The sequence below is a fragment of the Agrobacterium sp. V1 genome, assembly GCF_030518355.1.
In the GTDB taxonomy this organism is placed as follows: Bacteria; Pseudomonadota; Alphaproteobacteria; order Rhizobiales; family Rhizobiaceae; genus Agrobacterium; species Agrobacterium cucumeris.
Genome location: NZ_JAULSF010000002.1, coordinates 130,752 through 148,934 on the forward strand (window position 1 = coordinate 130,752; position 18,183 = coordinate 148,934).

16 protein-coding genes are annotated in these 18,183 nt (G+C 57.6%); 4 read left to right on the top strand and 12 right to left on the bottom strand.

Annotated elements, in window-relative coordinates; genetic code table 11:
• Positions 1-37: 37 nt before the first annotated feature.
• From QSV77_RS14745 to QSV77_RS14760, 4 genes are all read right to left on the bottom strand, one after another.
• On the bottom strand, positions 38-1,393 hold the full coding sequence (locus QSV77_RS14745; RefSeq protein WP_302734055.1) for a HAMP domain-containing sensor histidine kinase: 1,356 nt from the start codon (positions 1,391-1,393) through the stop codon (positions 38-40).
• A complete protein-coding gene (locus tag QSV77_RS14750; RefSeq protein WP_271361852.1) occupies positions 1,390-2,064 on the bottom strand; it encodes a response regulator transcription factor in 675 nt (224 codons plus the stop codon). The genes QSV77_RS14745 and QSV77_RS14750 overlap by 4 nt, the downstream gene beginning before the upstream one ends.
• Before the next feature lie 203 nt (positions 2,065-2,267).
• On the bottom strand, positions 2,268-3,503 hold the full coding sequence (locus QSV77_RS14755) for an SGNH family hydrolase (protein WP_302734056.1): 1,236 nt from the start codon (positions 3,501-3,503) through the stop codon (positions 2,268-2,270).
• Positions 3,504-3,565: 62 nt separating this feature from the next.
• Positions 3,566-4,789: a lytic murein transglycosylase gene (locus tag QSV77_RS14760; RefSeq protein ID WP_271361850.1), complete on the bottom strand. Its 1,224-nt coding sequence runs from the start codon at positions 4,787-4,789 to the stop codon at positions 3,566-3,568.
• A gap of 195 nt (positions 4,790-4,984) precedes the next feature.
• On the opposite strand from QSV77_RS14760, the gene galU reads away from it, so the two are divergent.
• Positions 4,985-5,872, top strand: coding sequence for a UTP--glucose-1-phosphate uridylyltransferase GalU (galU, locus tag QSV77_RS14765; RefSeq protein WP_082185327.1), 888 nt, complete (start codon positions 4,985-4,987; stop codon positions 5,870-5,872).
• A gap of 54 nt (positions 5,873-5,926) precedes the next feature.
• Here the strand turns inward: galU and uppP are convergent, their stop codons facing one another.
• Positions 5,927-7,435: a polysaccharide biosynthesis protein UppP gene (uppP, locus tag QSV77_RS14770; RefSeq protein ID WP_302734057.1), complete on the bottom strand. Its 1,509-nt coding sequence runs from the start codon at positions 7,433-7,435 to the stop codon at positions 5,927-5,929.
• A 418-nt stretch (positions 7,436-7,853) separates the two neighbouring features.
• Between uppP and QSV77_RS14775 the strand changes: the two genes are divergently transcribed.
• Both QSV77_RS14775 and QSV77_RS14780 read left to right on the top strand, forming a co-directional pair.
• Positions 7,854-8,219: a PAS domain-containing protein gene (locus QSV77_RS14775; RefSeq protein WP_142841576.1), complete on the top strand. Its 366-nt coding sequence runs from the start codon at positions 7,854-7,856 to the stop codon at positions 8,217-8,219.
• Positions 8,220-8,279: 60 nt separating this feature from the next.
• The gene (locus QSV77_RS14780; protein ID WP_302734058.1) at positions 8,280-9,275 is read left to right on the top strand and encodes an SIS domain-containing protein; all 996 of its coding nucleotides are present in this window, start codon (positions 8,280-8,282) and stop codon (positions 9,273-9,275) included.
• Between the two features lie 14 nt (positions 9,276-9,289).
• Here the strand turns inward: QSV77_RS14780 and QSV77_RS14785 are convergent, their stop codons facing one another.
• The 6 genes from QSV77_RS14785 to QSV77_RS14810 form a co-directional block, all read right to left on the bottom strand.
• Complete coding sequence (locus QSV77_RS14785; protein WP_142841574.1) at positions 9,290-9,754, bottom strand: NfeD family protein; 465 nt, start codon at positions 9,752-9,754, stop codon at positions 9,290-9,292.
• Between the two features lie 2 nt (positions 9,755-9,756).
• Positions 9,757-10,770 (bottom strand): SPFH domain-containing protein, encoded by a 1,014-nt coding sequence (locus QSV77_RS14790; RefSeq protein WP_142841768.1) that lies wholly within the window; start codon positions 10,768-10,770, stop codon positions 9,757-9,759.
• A gap of 59 nt (positions 10,771-10,829) precedes the next feature.
• Positions 10,830-11,864: a ferrochelatase gene (hemH, locus tag QSV77_RS14795; RefSeq protein ID WP_142841573.1), complete on the bottom strand. Its 1,035-nt coding sequence runs from the start codon at positions 11,862-11,864 to the stop codon at positions 10,830-10,832.
• A 351-nt stretch (positions 11,865-12,215) separates the two neighbouring features.
• Positions 12,216-14,132 carry a 5'-nucleotidase C-terminal domain-containing protein gene (locus QSV77_RS14800; RefSeq protein WP_302734059.1) on the bottom strand — a complete coding sequence of 639 codons (1,917 nt, stop codon included), beginning with the start codon at positions 14,130-14,132 and terminating at the stop codon, positions 12,216-12,218.
• A 220-nt stretch (positions 14,133-14,352) separates the two neighbouring features.
• A complete protein-coding gene (gene omp10, locus QSV77_RS14805; RefSeq protein WP_046799940.1) occupies positions 14,353-14,727 on the bottom strand; it encodes an outer membrane lipoprotein Omp10 in 375 nt (124 codons plus the stop codon).
• 149 nt (positions 14,728-14,876) lie between these two features.
• On the bottom strand, positions 14,877-16,322 hold the full coding sequence (locus tag QSV77_RS14810) for a homospermidine synthase (RefSeq protein ID WP_302734060.1): 1,446 nt from the start codon (positions 16,320-16,322) through the stop codon (positions 14,877-14,879).
• 242 nt (positions 16,323-16,564) lie between these two features.
• On the opposite strand from QSV77_RS14810, the gene QSV77_RS14815 reads away from it, so the two are divergent.
• Positions 16,565-17,473, top strand: coding sequence for a GGDEF domain-containing protein (locus QSV77_RS14815; RefSeq protein ID WP_302734061.1), 909 nt, complete (start codon positions 16,565-16,567; stop codon positions 17,471-17,473).
• Here the strand turns inward: QSV77_RS14815 and QSV77_RS14820 are convergent.
• A complete protein-coding gene (locus QSV77_RS14820; protein WP_302734062.1) occupies positions 17,470-18,105 on the bottom strand; it encodes an aminotransferase class IV family protein in 636 nt (211 codons plus the stop codon). The two genes, QSV77_RS14815 and QSV77_RS14820, sit on opposite strands and share 4 nt — an antisense overlap.
• Between the last annotated feature and the right edge of the window lie 78 nt (positions 18,106-18,183).

The window sequence follows — 18,183 nt, forward strand, 5'->3', positions numbered from 1 at the left end:
TTTTTTCGAAAAGCAGTTTTTTGCGAAAAACGGTGTGTCAGCAATAGGGGAGGCTGATACGGAAACAGGCACCCCCGGTGGATGAATCACTGATGGTGATTTCTCCACCATGGTAACGGATGATTTCCTGAACGAGATTGAGGCCGAGCCCGGTGCCGCGATCTTTCGGCCTCAAACGGTGGAATGCATCAAACACCAGCTCCCGGTCCTCTTCTGGAATCCCACTGCCCTCGTCGCATATGTCGATAACGCGATTGGCGGCGACCTTTATGGTGATCGTTCCGCGATTGCCGCCATGTTCGATGGCATTCTGCACGATATTCATAAGGGCGCGTTGCAATGAGGTGTCATCGGCCAGAGCAAGGATTGGTTCTTCTTCCGGCTCGAAAGAAAGCTCATAGCCTTGGGAGATGGCAAGCGGCGCCATGTCAGCAACGACCGACCTGCACAGGCTGACAAGATCAAGCGGAATAAGCGGCGCTTTCTGTCCGCCGAGACGCTGCAGATCAAGCAATTGTTCGGCCAGCACGGCAATGCGGCTGGCATCAGCCAATATCCTGCTCCGGGACGGGCCGTCCAGCAACGTTTCAACGCGGGTCTGGAGAATGGCGACGGGGGTTCGCAATTCATGGGCAGCGTCGAGAATGAAGCGCTTGTGCCGTTCGTAGCCATCGTCCAGCCGTTTCAGCGCGCCGTTGACGGCATGCACAAGCGGCTGCACCTCTCTTGGAATATCGCCATCCGGCAATCGATATCCGCGCTTGTCGATATCGATGGTCTCTGCCGTGCGTGCAATGGCGGAGAGGGCGAGAAATTCCCTGCGAATGATCCAGGGAATGGTCATGATTGTGACAATCGACATGAGAATGAGGATCGGCATGATCAATATGTTGGAAAACAGCAGGACGGGGAATGTCATGCTGAACGGTCCGCCTTTACCGATCATGGCGAATTCACCGGCCGGCCCGGAAACGCGGCGAACGATGGCAATACGCACGACGGCGAGATAGGAATAGGACAACGCCGCCTCGCGTATATCCGAGAGCCTGATATCGCTAAGCTGCTGACCCATGTTGCTGAATGCTTCGGGGACTTGCCCACCCTGTATGACCTCTCCCGTTTCGCTGACGGCGGCGAACCAGAAGTCGGGTGTGCTACTGCGCAATTGCGTGAATTCACTCGTTTCCTTCAGAACCAGCCGGCCATCCTTGTCCCGCACCAGCGTATTGGCGGTAATCTGGGCTGCCTGTGGACTGAGCAGTGCGCTGCTTCCGCCGCCGGTGGACAGATAGGCGACGAAGCCGGCGCTGACGATGAAAAGGCTGCCGATCTGGAACAGCAGTAATTGAATGGTCAGGCGGCGCTTGAGCGATTTTCTCTTGGCCGGTTTCATGATGTCGCTCTCAAAAGATAGCCGACGCCGCGAATGCCATGGACCTCCACCCCCGCATCGGCGGACAGCAATTTGCGGCGCAAACGGGAAATGTGGGAATCAAGGGCATTGGACTGGATTTCATCATCGAAATTATAAACGGCTTCCTCCAGCAGCGAACGTAGAACCGTTCTGCCCTGCCGCCGCAACAGCGCTTCAAGAATGAGTAGTTCCCGCCTGGTCAGGGCAAGAAACTCGCCCGCTATGTGGACTTCACGGGTTTCGAAGCAAAATTCCAGCTTGCCCAGCTTCGCCGTCATCGTCACCGCGCTGGCGGGTCGTCGCATCAGGGCGCGGATACGGGCGAGAAGTTCTTCGACGGCAAAGGGCTTGGCCAGATAATCATCCGCACCGAGGTTCAGGCCCTTCACGCGGTCAGCAAGTGCGCCCTGCGCCGTCAATACGATGATCGGCGGAGTGACCGGTAAAACGCGCAGATCCTCTATAAGCTGGATACCGTCTCCATCGGGCAATTGCCGGTCGAGCACGACAAGATCGTGGACACCGTCCATGATGGCATGACGGGCAAGGTCGAGCGTGCCGACATTGTCCACGATGATATCGAACCGGTGAAGCGCGGCGGACAGGGCTGCTGCCATTTCGCGTTCGTCTTCAACTAGCAGCAGGCGCATGAATTGGTCTCGGCAAAATCTTGACGCGGCTCCCGTGGGCCGTGCATAAAGTAAAAATGGCAGCTCTGTGGTGGTAACGAAGAAATATCGCCATACAGAATGCGGCTACAGGCCGCATCTCTGCAGAACTTCCGTCACCTTGCCATTTTCGCATTGCCTAAACATTACGCCCGGCCGCGTTTGTGATGCCGGTGGAGAAGCGCCTATTGTCGGGCTTGCACATTCTCCGGGACGACCCGATAGTCGTCGATGCGGCCCGCCGGCGCATCGGCCATTTCGCCACGCTTGGTCAGCCGTTCACGCGGCGATTCCACCACCGAGACCCGTGTCGGGCCGGCTGTCAAAGGTGCATCGCCCAGCAGCTTGTCGCCGCCATCGAGATTGGGATCGGTGAGGCTGATCGGCTGCGTGCGCACCTGCCCCGCATCGATGCCAAGCGCCGGCAGCGAGGTGAGCGCCGGAAGATTGCTGCCGTCCAGCTTCACGAGATCCGGGCCGGCGCTATCGAGGTGTCTGCGCACGAATTTCTCGACGTAGAAGGCGAGCTTGCGCTTGCCGGCCTGTGTCATGCCGATGCCATCAGCCTCGCGCAGACGGGCCTGCTGGCCGTTCATGTCGTAACCTGTGATGACGAATTTTCCGCCTTCATCGACGAATCCGTCCCATACATCCACGAACTCACCGCCATATTTTTCGACATGGCTGCGATAGAGCCGGTTGAAGCCGACAAGATCGGCTGTAAGCGAGGGGGACTGGAAGGCGGGAAGGCCAACCCAGAGCAGTGGCACTTTCGGCCGGCCGGCAAGGGTCAGGAGTTCATCGATCCGCCGTTCATATTCCTTGAACCAGACATCGGTACCGAATTTCTCCCGGATATCGCCGATCTGCATTTGCTGGCGATCGTTCGAGCCCATCATGATGACGATGGTGGCCGGATTGGTCTCGCTTATGAATTGCGGCAGATTGGAAAACCAGTCGTAATAATCCGTGCGGACGAGACCGGAAGAACCATTCGCCCGCACATCGACGGCAATTGCCGGCGAACTGGCAAAGGCATTGACGAGCTCTTCCCCCATGCCGCCGGCCAGGAAGTCACCGATAACGAGAACGCGTCGTGCATTTTCAAGCTTGGCGGCCGGCTCCGGCTTTGCGGTTCGCATCTGAACCACCGAAGGTGCCTTTCGGGCGGGTTGCGGACGTGTGACCGATCTTTCGCGCGGGGCAGAGGGGAAATCCCGCCGGCTGCGGGGCTGGTATTCACGTCCGGATCCGCCATCGCGGCCAACCGGTCTGCCGAACAGCATTTCGAACAGGGTGCGTCGCTGTTCCTGGGCAAAGGACTGGGATGGAACGAGCGGCACGCAAAGGGCAGCAGAAAGAATGATGGCGCAGATGCGCCATCCGGTCTTTTTGCTATTCACCGTTGGTTTCCAATTCATAACATCGACCTTTCCGGATGCTTCGGCGGTGGTGAACCCCCGCCGAAATCGCCGGCATATTATCAATTGCGCAGGGCTCTCAGCAATCTCTGCGACGGCTGGCCGTCATTTTCCATGCCCATGCGCGACTGAATGGCGCTAATGGCGGCTTTCGAACCGGAGCCGAAATTACCGTCAATCTCGCCGTCGTAATAACCGAGTTCCTTCATGCGGGTCTGGAGCTCGAATTTTTCGCGAATGTCGAGCGTGCCATCCGGGCGCGGCCATTTCTGCTGCATGCCGCCATAACCGGCAATTTCATCCGCGAGCAGGCCGACGGCCAGCGCATAGCTGTCCGATGCGTTGTATTTCTTGATGGTGAAGAAGTTTTTCATCATCAGGAAGCCCGGACCGTTTGCTCCACCCTGCAATTTCAGCATGGCGCGATCGGAGCCGCGGGTAAAATTCTTGCCGTTCGGGCGGGCAAAGCCGAGCTTTGCCCATTCCGAAATCGTCTTCGTCTGGCCTTCGTAACGCGCGCCGCCGCGCGGCACGGCGGTTTCATAACCCCAGGTCCGGCCGGGTTCCCAGCCGTTCTTGGAAAGAAGATTTGCGGCTGTCGCCAGCGCATCGGGAACCGAGTGCCAGATGTCACGCTTGCCATTGCCGTCGGCATCTACCGCGTAAAGCAGATAGCTGGTCGGAATAAACTGGGTGTGCCCCATCGCGCCCGCCCAGGAGCCGGTCAGCTGTTTCGGTGTGACATCGCCCGCCTGAAGGATTTTGAGGGCGGCGATCAATTGCGTGCGCGCGAACTTGGCGCGCTTGGGATCGGAATAGGCAAGCGTCGCAAGAGCCTGCGGGATGTTGTGCAGCCGCTCCGGCTTTTCGAGAACCGCGCCGTAATTGGATTCCATCGACCAGATGGCGAGAATGATATGCTTGTCGACATTGAAGTTGCGCTCGATCCAGTTCAGGGTCGTGGCATGCTTCATCTTCATCTCGCGGCCAATCCGCACCGTATAGGGGTTGACGCGGGAATCGAGATAATCCCAGACCTGGGTGGTGAATTCCGGCTGAAAGGTTGCCTTGCGCAGCGCATCCGGGTCCGGTTCGCTAACGCCGGCGAAGGCCTTCTGATAGGTCGCCTTGCTGATGCCTTCTTTTGCCGCTGTTGCGTAGAACTGGTTGATCCACTGTCTGAATCCGGCGTCGGCATGGGCCGAAACAGGGGTCAGGGAGATCACCAGGCCTGCAACCATCATGCAGCCGAATTTGCGGACATCTGAAAGGATCATCTTTGTCATCGTCAGTCTTTCGTTCTCTCGAATGTCATTTCGATTGCGAAAACGCATCGGGCATCAGCATGGATAACAAAAGAACGTCAACAAATTCTTTACCATTAATAGATGGTAGCGTCACCCTTTACAAAACGTTGTTATTTTTGAAATAACAACAGCGTGCGGGGATTGTGATCAAGTTTTATCTCTCAGGAGGGATATGTGGTAGAACAGAAAAAAATTCGGAAGGCCGTATTTCCGGTCGCAGGTCTCGGTACCCGTTTCCTGCCCGCAACCAAGGCGGTTCCGAAAGAAATGCTCACTGTCGTCGACAAGCCGGTCATTCAATATGTCGTCGATGAGGCGGCGGAAGCGGGCATCGAGCATTTTGTATTTGTCACCGGCCGCGGCAAGGCGGTGATCGAAGATTATTTTGATATTCAATTTGAACTCGAACAGATGCTGCGTGAGCGCAACAAGAATGCCGAGCTGACATTGCTGGCCGGTCTTTTGCCCAAAGCCGGCACGGCAAGCTTCACGCGCCAGCAGGTGCCGCTCGGTCTTGGCCATGCGGTCTGGTGTGCCCGCGATATCGTCGGCGACGAGCCTTTCGCCGTGCTGTTGCCGGACATGATCATGCATTCGCAGAAAAGCTGCCTGAAAGGCATGGTCGAACTTTACGACCAGACTGCAGGCAACGTGATCGCGGTGCAGGAATGCGCTCCCGACCAGACCCACAAATACGGTATCGTTGGTGTGGGCGATGCCGTGGGCGAAGGTTTCAAGATCACAGAAATGGTCGAAAAGCCTGCCAAGGGTACGGCGCCGTCGAATTTCTACATCAACGGTCGTTACATCCTGCAGCCGGAGATTTTCGACATTCTCGAAAATCAGGAGCGTGGTGCAGGCAATGAAATCCAGCTGACGGACGGCATGCTGACGCTTGCCCAGTCGCAGGAGTTTGCCGGCTATCACTTCCGCGGCCAGACTTTCGATTGCGGCGCCAAGGACGGCTTCATCCTCGCCAACGTCGCCTTCGCTCTTGAACGTGGTGATATTCGTCCGGCGATCGAAGAGCCGATCAAGGCGCTGATCGAGGGACTGAAGTAACCGACCAGAACACGACAAAATCCCGGCCTTCGCGCCGGGATTTTTGTTTGGTGATTACCGCTTCAGGACAAGTCCTGCACCGACACGGAATTCGTCGCTGTCATAAACCGGTGTCCACTGGTAGCTGACGTCGGCGGTCAGGTCGAGATAGCGGTTCAGCCCCCATGTCAGGCCGGCACCTGCCGTATATTCCACGGCATTCTCGATGTCAGAGGAGGGGAATGTGCGGTGCACGATCTGTCCCGTCAAACGTGCGACCAGATTGTTGCGTAATTCGTGGGTAAGCCCGGCATCCAGCCGATAGGAAATCCAGCCGCCCTGCGGACCGCCGGCAAAATCCTCAATCGTCGTGCGCAGGCCGAGATTGACATTCGTTCCGCGCTGCGGCGACCAGTTGAGTTCGCCATCCAGCGTCAAGGCGCCGATGGAGGCAAGACGGTCGTCATCATATTGTTTGCGCAGATAACCGATGGCGGCCTCGCCACGGGTCTTTTCGCCGAGATCGACCTCGGTTCCGATCTTCGCACCATAGGAATTGGAGGAGCGGGCGTAGCCGGAATTATCCAGCCGACTGTCATATTTGGTCTTTCCCGCATTCAGTTCCAGGAACGGGATCAGCGCCGGCGATAATTCGTAACCAATGCGCCCGCGCAGGTTCGCACCGTTCTGGTCGCGGTCGCTGAGGCTGATCGGCCGGCCATCAAGGCCTTTCGCATCCGTATAGACCGTGCGGGAGAGATCGAGCGCCGCAAGCCCACGCAGCTTGCCGAAGTCCCGCTCTATCGATGCGCCAGTCGTGAAACGATGCTCACCGCCCTGCACGGCAGCGCCGGTCAAAGCATTGGGGTCCGTCGTGTCTTCGCGGCTGAACTCGTAACCGGCTTTGAGATTGGCCTTCGTCTCTTCGCCGAGATCGAGGCGCAGATCGGCCTCTATCCGCGCCCGGGGCTCTTCGCCATCCTTGTCGCCACCGAAGTTTCTCTCCCAGGCGCCGTCGCCCGTCACGGTCAGCGCGTGGCGGGACCAGTCGCTGGTAAGCGTGCCGCGGATGCCTGTTGTCAGATAGTTGCGTCTGGAGGGACCGCCGGTATTTGTCTGTTTTTCCGTGTTGATGGTCTGGCTGATTGCGGGACGCAGCAGGAATGTGCCGAGCCGGATGCCGGGGGTCTGGCCAGGCTCAGTCGCTATCCGCGGATTTTCACCGCCATCCACCGTCGGTTCATAGGGGTTTTCAGCCTCGGCATAGGGCTGGCCCGCATCGTCCTGCTGTTCGTAAATCGGGTCGCCGGGATTGTTCGAGGGGCGCCAGAGCTGCTGTGGCGCAGGCGCAGCGGCCGCAGGTGCAGCCTGTTCTGCATCCGCCGCTGCTCCAACGCCCGTTGCCGGGGTGGCCGAAGTTGTTCCGTCGCCGGCGGGAGCGGTGCCGGGCAATAAGGGGGTGGCTGTAACGGTGGTTTGGGCGAAAAGACTTGTCGTGGTGGAGCAAAGAAGCGTGCAGGCAAGCAACAGGGTTGCTGCTTTCCGCGACGTCTGCAGACGTGTGGCGGCGCCCTTCACATTCATTCCTCTTCACCCGGCGAATTTGGCCGATGCCGGATCGACAATTCGCCAAAACACTTCCCCGGGCCAAATGAATGAGAGGCCGATGAAATGACGTGGACAAACCAGGGACCCGACAGGCGACGCAAGTTTTAACATCGCTTTAACAATAGGTTTTTTATGGTTAACAGTTGATAAAGATCGCCGGAATTTCAGCGTTTTGGCTACCGCGTGAAAATCGGTGAGGCTCGCGCTCACGGTTTGCAATCAGAATTCTGCCAGCCAGAGGAATGGAAAACCGTACCGCAGTGCAAAATATTTCTAATATGATAAGATTTAAACGTTTCAATTTGGCACGGAATCGCCCTATGATTTAAGGGTAATGGGCTTTCTATTGCTTGTTAAATTCTTTGATTTTTATTTTATGTGACAGCGTCGTTTCATGAATTCCGTTTCGAACATCAAGCAGGTCGGTTTTTATTGCTGGGATATTACCAACGACCGATTCTATCTGGATGAGGTCTGTGCGGAACTCTTCGGAATTCCGTTAAGACAGGCGATGCAGGGTATCAGCATTTTTCAAATGCTTGAAAAAGTGCATCTGGATCATCGAAATCGTGTGATCGAGACCGCCTTGATCACCCTGAAGGCGGCAAGCTTTTACAATCAGGAATATGCCGTGCGCCGGGACGATGGTTCGGTGTCATGGGTAAGGACAGTCGGGCGATATCTGGTCGATGAAGAAAACATTCCTTTCAAGCGGCTGGGAACGATCGAGGAAATCTCTCCGCCGGACCTGCGGCACTAAAAAGCAGCACTGGCCGGCTGAAGAGTGGACTTATTCCGGGTGAAAGAGTAACAGTCGGCCATGATTACGCGCGCCGTCAAACTGGTCGAAGACAATGCCATCTCATCCGCCGTGCGGACGATTTCGATGGAGCGGGCTGGTCTTGCCGCCCTTGAGGCCGCTCTCACCAACGGTCTTTCCGAGCCTTTCTGCAAGGCGATTGAGACAATCGGCCAGTCGAATGGCCGTCTCATCATCACCGGGGTCGGTAAAAGCGGCCATATCGGCGCAAAGCTCGCCGCCACTTTCGCCTCCACCGGCACACCGGCGTTTTTTGTACATGCGGCCGAGGCCAATCATGGCGATCTGGGCATGATCGGTGGCGACGATGTGGTTCTGGCGATCTCCAAAGGTGGTGAAAGTGCGGAACTGCGCAGCATCATCAACTATTCGCGCCGCTTCTCCATTCCGCTGATCGCACTCACCTGTTCCGAGACTTCATCGCTGGCGAAGGCCTCCGATATCGTGCTGCTGGTCCCCAATGAACAGGAAGCCTGTCCGCTTGGTCTGGCACCCACCACTTCCACCTTGATGCAGCTGGCGCTGGGTGATGCCCTTGCCGTGGCACTTCTGGAGGCCCGCAATTTCACTGCCGGTGATTTCCGGGTGTTTCATCCCGGCGGCAAACTGGGCGCCAGCCTGACACTGGTCAGCGATATCATGCATACCGGCGACCGTTTGCCGCTGGTGACCAGGGGAACAGCCATGCCGGAAGCGGTCGGCGTTCTCTCCCGTAAACATTTCGGCTGTGTCGGCATTCTGGATGAGGATGGCCGTCTGTGCGGCATCGTCACCGAGGGTGATCTGGCCCGCAACCTGTCGCGTAACCTCGCCGAATTGACGGTGGACGATATCATGACCCGTACTCCGAAGACGGTCAAAAAATCGGTGCTGGCGACCAGCGCGCTGGCGACACTGGAAAAATTCCACATCGGCGCGCTGATCGTGGTGGATGATGACAACAGGCCGATCGGCCTTGTGCATTTCCACGATCTGTTGAGAATCGGCGTGGCCTAAGGCCACAGGGCTTTCTATCGGTCTATGGGCTCGATCGTCAGCGTGCGGCCGCGTGCTGACGCAATCCTCACGCGGGTTCCGGCCGGAAGGTCTTCGCCATTTACCGGCCACCACGTGTCGTCCAGCCTTATCCGGCCACGTCCTTCGACAATTGGCTCCTGCAGCGTCGCGGTGCGGCCAACAAGGCTTGCCTCGCGCTGATTGAGGAACGGTTCATCGGTGGCGGCCCGGTTCCTGCCGAAATATTTCCGGCCGAGCAGGGCAAAGACGACGGAGAGCGCGGCAAACAACACCAGCTGCAATTGCCAGGCCCAATATGCCGCATCCCATAAAAGCAGCGACACCGCGCCGATGACCAGCGCGGCAAGGCCGATCCAGATCAGGAAAACGCCCGGAGCAATGAGCTCGGCGGCCAGCAGCACAAAGCCGACGATCCACCAGCTCCATGGTCCCAGCTCAGTGGCAAGCCGTTGCAGCATCGTTATCTCTCCGATGAGGAACCGAAGGGGGAAGGCCGGGTTGGCGGCACGGAGCGGGTCGGGGCTGGGGCCGGGGCGGATGGCGCATCGCCCTTATCACCAAAAACCTCTCTCGCAATGGTGCCGATGCCGCCGAGTGAACCAATCAGCGCCGAGGCTTCCATCGGCATCAGTACGATCTTGGAATTCTTGGCCGTGCCGATTTCAGCCAGCGCCTCGGTGTATTTCTGGGCAACGAAATAGTTGATGGCGTGAACATTGCCGGCGGCGATGGCTTCCGACACCATTCGTGTGGCATTGGCTTCGGCTTCCGCCAGACGCTCACGGGCTTCGGCGTCCCGGAATGCTGCCTCGCGCTGGCCTTCGGCTTCCAGAATGGCGGATTGTTTTGCGCCTTCGGCGCGCAGAATCTGGGCGTTGCGGGCACCTTCGGCTTCCAGCACCTGCGCGCGTTTTTCGCGCTCGGCCTTCATCTGCCGAGCCATGGAATCCACGAGATCCTTCGGCGGCGCGATGTCCTTGATTTCGATACGGGTGACCTTGATGCCCCATGGTCCCACTGCCTCATCGACAACGCGCAGCAGGCGGTCATTGATAGCATCGCGGTTCGACAGCAACTCGTCGAGGTCCATCGATCCCATCACCGAGCGGATGTTGGTCATGGTAAGGTTTTCGATCGCCATCTGCAGATTTGAAATCTGGTAGGCAGCCTGTGCGGCATTGAGCACCTGATAGAAGGTGACGGCGTCGGCCGAGACGCTGGCATTGTCGCGGGTGATGACTTCCTGCGTTGGAATATGAAGCACCTGCTCCATGACATTCATTTTCGAACCGATGCTTTCGAAGAATGGCACGATGAGGTTCAGGCCGGGCTCGAGCGTGCGGGTGTAACGCCCGAACCGTTCAACCGTGTAACGATGCCCCTGCGGCACGGTCTTGATGCCGGCAAACAGCACCAGAATAACCAGAACAACCGCCGCTATGACGACGATGTCGAAACCGCCCAATGCAATCATCACTTTCCCTCCAAGGATCAGAACCATCTGGGTTTTACCCCAGTAGCGTTATGGCAAGATTACACCCAGCCTTGCAACTCCTGTCTTACAACCTTTTCGAGAACGTTCATGCCCTCGGCGCTGTCGTTAAGACAAGGAATATGGGTGAATTTCTCGCCGCCATTGTGCAGGAAGATTTCTCCGGCTTCACCGGCAATTTCCTCCAGCGTCTCAAGACAATCCGATACGAAGCCGGGGTTCATGACGGCGATGCGCTTGATGCCCTCGGATGCCAGCTTTTCCACGGTCTTGTCGGTATAGGGCTGCAACCACTCTTCCGGCCCGAAACGCGACTGGAAGGTGATCATGAAATTCTTGTCGGTCCGGCCAAGAGCCTCCCGCAGCAGGCGGGCGGTTTTCTGGCAATGACAATAATAGGGATCGCCCTTTTTGAAATAGGATTGCGGAATGCCGTGGAAGGAGGTGATCAGCATCTCCGGCTCCCAGTCCAGCGTCGCCAGATGGTTTTTGACGGAGGTTGCGAGCGCCTCGATATAGGCCGGATCGTCGTGATAGGGCGGCACGGTGCGAATGGCGGGCTGCCAGCGCAGCTTCATCAGATGTTCGAATGCCTTGTCGTTCACCGTTGCCGTGGTCGATGCGGCATATTGCGGGTAAAGCGGGAAAAGCAGGATTTTTTCGCAACCCTGCTCCTTCAACGCATCGATTTTCGAGGCAATGGAAGGCTGGCCGTAGCGCATCGCCCAGTCGACGACGACGTTGGGCAGATCCTTCAACGCCTGTGCCATCAGTTCGCCCTGGCTGCGGGTGAAGGTGCGCAGGTAACTTTCGTTACGCTCGTGGTTCCAGATTTCCTCATAGGCCTTGCCAACTTTCTGCGGGCGCTTGTTGAGAACAATGCCGTAAAGGATCGGATACCAATAGAGGCGCGACCACTCGATGACGCGCTTGTCGCTCAGAAATTCCGCCAGATAACGGCGCATCGGCCAGTAGTCCGTACCGTCAGGCGTGCCGAGATTGACAAGCAGGACGCCAACCTTGCCGAACGTTATGCGGGGATGGTCTACGGGGAGTGCGGATAGTTCTGTCGCCATGAATGACACCCTGAAACTCGGACTGTTTGCGTGAGAGCTTTTCCGTCTGAAATGGGGGCGGAAAGGCTCAATCTTCTGTCTATGCATACCGGATGCGAACCGTGATGGCTTTTGCCGGAAATGCCCGAGCTATACGCCCGTGCCGTCGATTTGTTCACGTGTTCTAGACGAATTTTTTCAGGATTGAACCACCAACGGGTGTGATTTGCTCATTCAATGAGCGGTCACGCTGCTTTTTGATAATTCGCAGCGCGCAACATGCTGTTTTTTATGGAAAAATAAGAAGCCGACCCCTTGGCTGAGGGCCGGCTTCCAGTCTGCGGCAAATTGCCCTGTCTTGCGGCTTCCGGCTTATTGAGCCGGAAGTTCGAGTTCCTCGCCGATCTCGATATGGTTCGGCCGTTGCAGAGTGTTCGCCTTGGCAATTCTGGTCCAAAGCGCGCCGTCGCCATATTTTTCCGCTGCGATCTTCCAGAGAGAATCGCCCTTTTCGACAACATATTTGCTGGCTGCTGCGGCTGCGGCCGCAGGCGTCGGGGCAGCGGGTGCAGCAGGCGCCGGAGTTGCCGTGGTGGCGGGTGCCGTGGCAGCAGGTGCTGTTGCAGTGGGTGCGGGAGCTGCCGGTGCCGGCTGTTTTACAGGCGCAACGTAATCCGCCGGCGTTACATCGGTGATGCGTCCGTCGGTTTGTGGCTTATAGGGGCTGTTGGCGCTGATATAGGCCGCAACCGCATCTTCAAGGCTCGGGCCGAAGTCATAGGGATTAACGGCTTTGGTCGCGAAAACCTTATAACCGTCGCCGCCCGAGCGCATGTAGTTGTTGGAGACGACGCCGTAGGTCTTGTCCGGGTCGAGCGGCACGAAGCCGTTGCCTTCCTTCACCTCGACGGAAACGACGCGACTGCCGGCGGGCTTGGAACGGTCGAACGAATATTTGAGGCCGGCGACCTGGGCGAAGCGCCCGGCCCCTTCCTCGATCTGGCCGGCGCCATTTTCAAGGGCGGCCACAACGTCGGAGCCTTTCAACTGGAATGTGGCGATGGAGTTCTGGAACGGCAGAACCGTCAGGACTTCGCCCATCGTTACTGTGCCGGCATCGATGGAGGCACGCAGACCGCCGCCATTCTGGATGGCGATGGTGATGCCCTGGTCCTTGACGCGGTCCAGCAACGCGTCGGAAACGAGGTTGCCCATCGTGCATTCCTTGGCGCGGCAAACTTCCCGTGAACCGTCGATTGGGGCTTCAGAAGAACCGATTTCCTTCTTCTTCATCTCCTCGAGCGGACCAGCAAGTTCCGTCACGCGCTTGGTGAAGCCCTCGTCGGGCGTGACGGAAGCGTCGAGAAGCTTCGGTGCGCCTTCGGCGGATTTAACCACGCCATTGTCATCGAAGGTCACCGTCAGGTCACCGAGATATTTCGAATAGGCATAGGCAGTGACGATCGGGACATCGATCCCGGAGGGGTTCTTGACGAGAGTGGGATAAGCACCGGCAGCCTTCGGGTCAGTGCTGGAAAGCAGGGTGTGGCTATGGCCGCCGACGATGACGTCGATGCCGTCCACAGCGCGGGCGATTTCCTGATCCTTGACATACCCGACATGCGAAAGCAGCACGATCTTGTTGACGCCCTGATCCTGAATTTCCTTTACGGCGCCCTTCAGATAGGTGACCTCGTCTTCGAAGCTGATCTTGTCGCCAGGGGACGACGTCTCATTGGTGTCGGTCGCAAGCACGGAAACCACGGCAACCTTCTGGCCGCCCAGATCCTTGATAACATAACCCTTGTATTTGTCGGCAAGGATGGAATCGGTTGCTGCCTTGGTGTTTCCGGAAATGATCGGGAACTTCAGCGCATTGATGAATTTCAACAGCTCTTCCGGGCCGTCATCGAATTCATGGTTGCCGATTGCCATCGCGTCGAAACCGATGCCGTTCATGAATTCCGCGACCGGTCCGCTCTTGTACCGCGTATAGAACAGCGAGCCCTGGAACTGGTCGCCGGCGTCGAGAACCAGAAGATTGGCGTCGCTGCCCAGTTCACCCCGGCGTGCGTCGATCGCGCTCTTCACGCGGGCGATGCCGCCGAAGCATTCGTTCTTTTCCGTTTCGGCAGCAGAGCAGGTCGAGTCGAATTTGTTGATCGCTTCGATGCGTGAGTGCAGGTCGTTGATGTGAAGAATGTTAAGTTTGTAGTCGGCCAGAGCGACCCCGGCTGAAAGCGTTATTGCGGAAACGCTCAGCATGCCCAGTCCCAAAATTCTTTTCATCGTCCCTCTCTCCTGTCTGAAACATAATACGGGCTTGCCGATCATTATCCGCCCGTGCTCCGATCATTCTTTAATCTGAAAGTATGTCAGGCTTTCAAAGCCGGATGTTTCCATTTAGCGGCCATTGCCGCAAGCGAAATTATGACAGGTACGCAACAAAGAAAAACGCACGCCGGAAGCGTGCGTTTAAGAAAGCCATCTCGTTGAAAAGGCAGCTATATCAGCCTTGGCGCGTCAGCGAGAACTGGCTGTTGCTGTCTGTCGTGCAATTCAATTGTGAAGGCGAGACGAGGGCGCAGTTGACGCGCGACTGCGTGTTGCGCACCAGCGATGTCATGTTGATTTCGTAGAGCGTCGGCGAAATCGTCACATAGGTGCCGGAGGCCAGAAGCGTGTTGGTGTCTGTCGAACGGGTGGAGAAGGCGCCATTCTGGAAGGTCGACACGATGCCGTTGCGATCGATCCAGCGGCCATCGACGGCCGGGCCGCGGGAAAGCGAAGGCGCCATCGAGGTCTGCTGCGAGGGACCCGGCGCGACGCATGAAGACACCGCGATGGCGGCACAAAGCAAAGCAGCGCTTGTCTTGAAGTTCATGAGCCTGTTCTCCTGCGATTCGATGAAACTTTCTGTGTTTCGACCATGCCGTGAAGCGTTCCTTATTTCAAGGCAACGTTGCTTGCTCTTGCTGGTTCCTCATATGCCGCATGAAAGCATCCATGTGACAAATATGAGACGCCGCTTCCTCACCGCACCAGAATGTTGCGGAACTGCCAGGGGTCGGACGTGTCGATATTGTCGGGAAACAGGCCGGGGCGGCCGTCGAGCGGCGTCCAGTCCGTGTAGTGCCCTTCGACCGGGCCCAGATAGGGGCGCTGCACCTCCAGGCATCGGCGATAATCCATTTCATCCGCCTCAACGATGCCGACCTGCGGATTTTCGATGGCCCAGACCATTCCGGCCAGCACCGCTGAACTGACCTGCAGTCCGGTCGCATTCTGGTTGGGGGCGAGCGAACGCGCCTCCTGCAGGCTCAGCCGCGAGCCGTACCAATAGGCATTTTTGTCGTGGCCATAAAGCAGAACGCCCAGCTCGTCGGCGCCATCCACCAGCTCATCTTCGCCCAGCACATGTTGCACCGGCTGTGGAATGCCGCCATTGCCGAAGAGTTCGTGCAGGGAAAGAATGGCGTCGTTGCAGGGGTGATAGGCATAATGACAGGTCGGCCGGTAGGTCACGTCGCCATCATCATTGCGGACGGTGAAGTAATCGGAAATCGAGATCGCCTCATTATGGGTGACCAGAAAGCCATATTGCGGTCCCTGTCCCGGACACCATGTCCGCACCCGCGTATTGGCGCCGGGCTGATCGAGATAGATCGCCGCCTTGCTGCCTTTCTTCTGTTTTTTCGCGTTTTTCGGCATCCAGTTTTCATGGGTGCCCCAGCCGAGTTCGGCGGGCTGAAAACCCTCGGCGATAAAACCCTCCACAGACCAGGTGTTCCAGAAAGCGCCGAAAGGTTTTGGGTCCTTTGCCCGCTGCGTATCGCGCTCGGCCACATGCACGCCCTTGACGCCGAGCTGCTTCATCAGCTTTGCCCAGGCTTCCCGATCATGCGGTTGTGGCTCTTCGATATCAAGGCCGGTATCCTTGGCGAGATTGACCAGCGCCTGCTTCACGAACCATGACACCATGCCGGGGTTCGCCCCGCAGGTGGAAACGGCCGTCGTGCCGCCCGGCTTGCGCGCCTTTTCCTTCAGCATGGTCTCGCGCAGCGAATAATTGGTTCTGGAGGCATTGTCGGCATCGGCGTCGAAATAAAAGCCGGGCCATGGCTCAACCACGGTGTCGATGTAAAGCATGCCGTGTTTGCGGCAGAGCCGCATCAGATCGACGGAGGCGGCATCGACCGAAAGATTGACGCAGAAGCCCTGGCCCTGAACGCCCTTGAGCAGCGGCTTCAGAACTTCCTTGTAATTCTCCTTGGTCAGATGCGTGCGGATGTGGTGAATATTCCTCTCGGCCAGAAACGCGGCGATATCTTCGCGCGGATCGATGACGACGAGCCGGGTCTTGTCGAAATTGAAATGACGTTCGATCAACGGAAGAGTACCGCGCCCGATGGAGCCGAAGCCGATCATGATGATGGGGCCGTCAATATCGCCGTAAATCGGATGGTTTGCGTCCGTCATTCGTCAATTTTCCTTTTTCAGCCAATAAGTAAGCTAGATCATAAAAGCGTGCCACAATAAAGGGCAGGTGGATGACGGACATATGACGGTCGGGGTGAAAGCAGCCATGCACGCGCATTCTGCCCCTTCGCATTTTAGAGACTGCGTTTATAATCAAGTTCTTCTTTTCGTCTTGAGACCAGCTGCTGGGGGCTTTGGCCGATGACGACAGGGAGTTTTTGCCATCACAGGAGAATTGCCTGTTGAACAGTTTCATCGAGCGTGTCGCAGCGCTTCAAAGTGCCACCCCCGTTCTGATTGCGCTCTACGATTCCGAAGACCGGCTGCGGCATGCCAACCCGTCGTTTCGGGAAAGCTTTCAAATTACCCCGGAAGAATTTCCGACCTGGGCGGATATCATGCGGCTGAACCACCGCCTGCAAACCGGTGTCGTCGTTCGACACAGGGATTTCGAAGGCTGGCTCCTGTCGGCGCAGTCCCGGCGCGGCAAGCTGCCTTATCGCGCCTTCGAGATGGATATGTATGACGGCCGCTGGTTCTGGATGACGGAAACGGTGCAGCAGGATGGCTGGATGCTGTGCATTGCCAGTGACGTGACCGAATTGCGTCAGGGTTATCGGGCGCTGCGGCAGGACCGGGATCTGGCCGTGCGCGCCTCGCAGACGGATGAGTTGACGGGAACGGCGAACCGCCGTTTCGTTTTCGCCAAGCTGGCACTGCAGGTGGAACGGGTTGGCAAGGGGCTTGAAACACCCTTTTGCCTCTGCACGCTCGATATCGATTTTTTCAAGCAGATCAATGATCGTTTCGGCCATAAATGTGGTGATGCAGTGTTGCGCGATTTTGTCGGCATCGCCCATTCCGTCATCCGGCGGGTGGATTGTTTCGGCCGGATCGGCGGTGAGGAATTCATGCTTGTCCTGCCGCGCAGTTCGGTCGCCGAAGGCCGCGAGATCGTCGAGCGACTGCTGCAAAAGGTGCGTCTTTCAAGACCTCTGGCCGAATTTCCCGATTTCTCTTACAGCTGCTCGGCCGGCATGACGACGTATCGGATGGCGGAAAGCGCCGATGATGTTTTTATGCGCGCCGATCAGGCTCTTTATGCGGCCAAGGAAAAAGGCCGCGACCGGCTTCTGGCGGTGACTGTTTAAACCAGTTCCGCCGCAATCAGCCCTTGCAGCGAATTACCGACGAAGAACTTCCGGCCGGTAATATCCTGCGGTTTCAGCGCCTGTCCGCGCGCCTTGCGTTCGCGGATCAGGTCGGCACGCAGCACGCCCGGCAGGATGCCGCTGTCGAGCGGCGGCGTCAGCAACTGCCCGCCCGGTATTTCGACGAAAATGCTGGTCGATGATCCCTCGCACAATTCGCCGCGTTCATTGAGCAGGAGAACTTCATCCGCCTCTTCGGCTGAAAACTCGGCGCGGGCGGCATCATAGGGCTCGCGACGCGATGATTTGTGGCGATAGAAGGTATCCGTGGAATCAAGCGTGGTTTTTGTCGCGATACGAACGCGCCAGACCGCATTTGTTTGTACGGGGTTAAAATCGGCCGTCTCGATATCGAGTTCGCCCTTGTAGTTCATAACCAGCCTGACGCAGAGCGGTTTTTCGCCGCCCACCGTCTTTTCCAGCGCCTGAATTGCATTGGCCGGGGCGCGAAAACCGAGCGCATCGGCCGACCGCAGCAGCCGGCGCATATGCTGGTCGATGCGCTGAAAGCCGGTTTGCGGCTCCCAGCGCAGGGTTTCCCTCAAGGTCAGATCGGCAGGTTTGCGTTTCATTGCCTGTGCTCGTCGCCTGTCATCATGGTCGGTTTCTGCGCCGGCACTATCAACCGGCAAAGCTTGTCCGAAATAGGA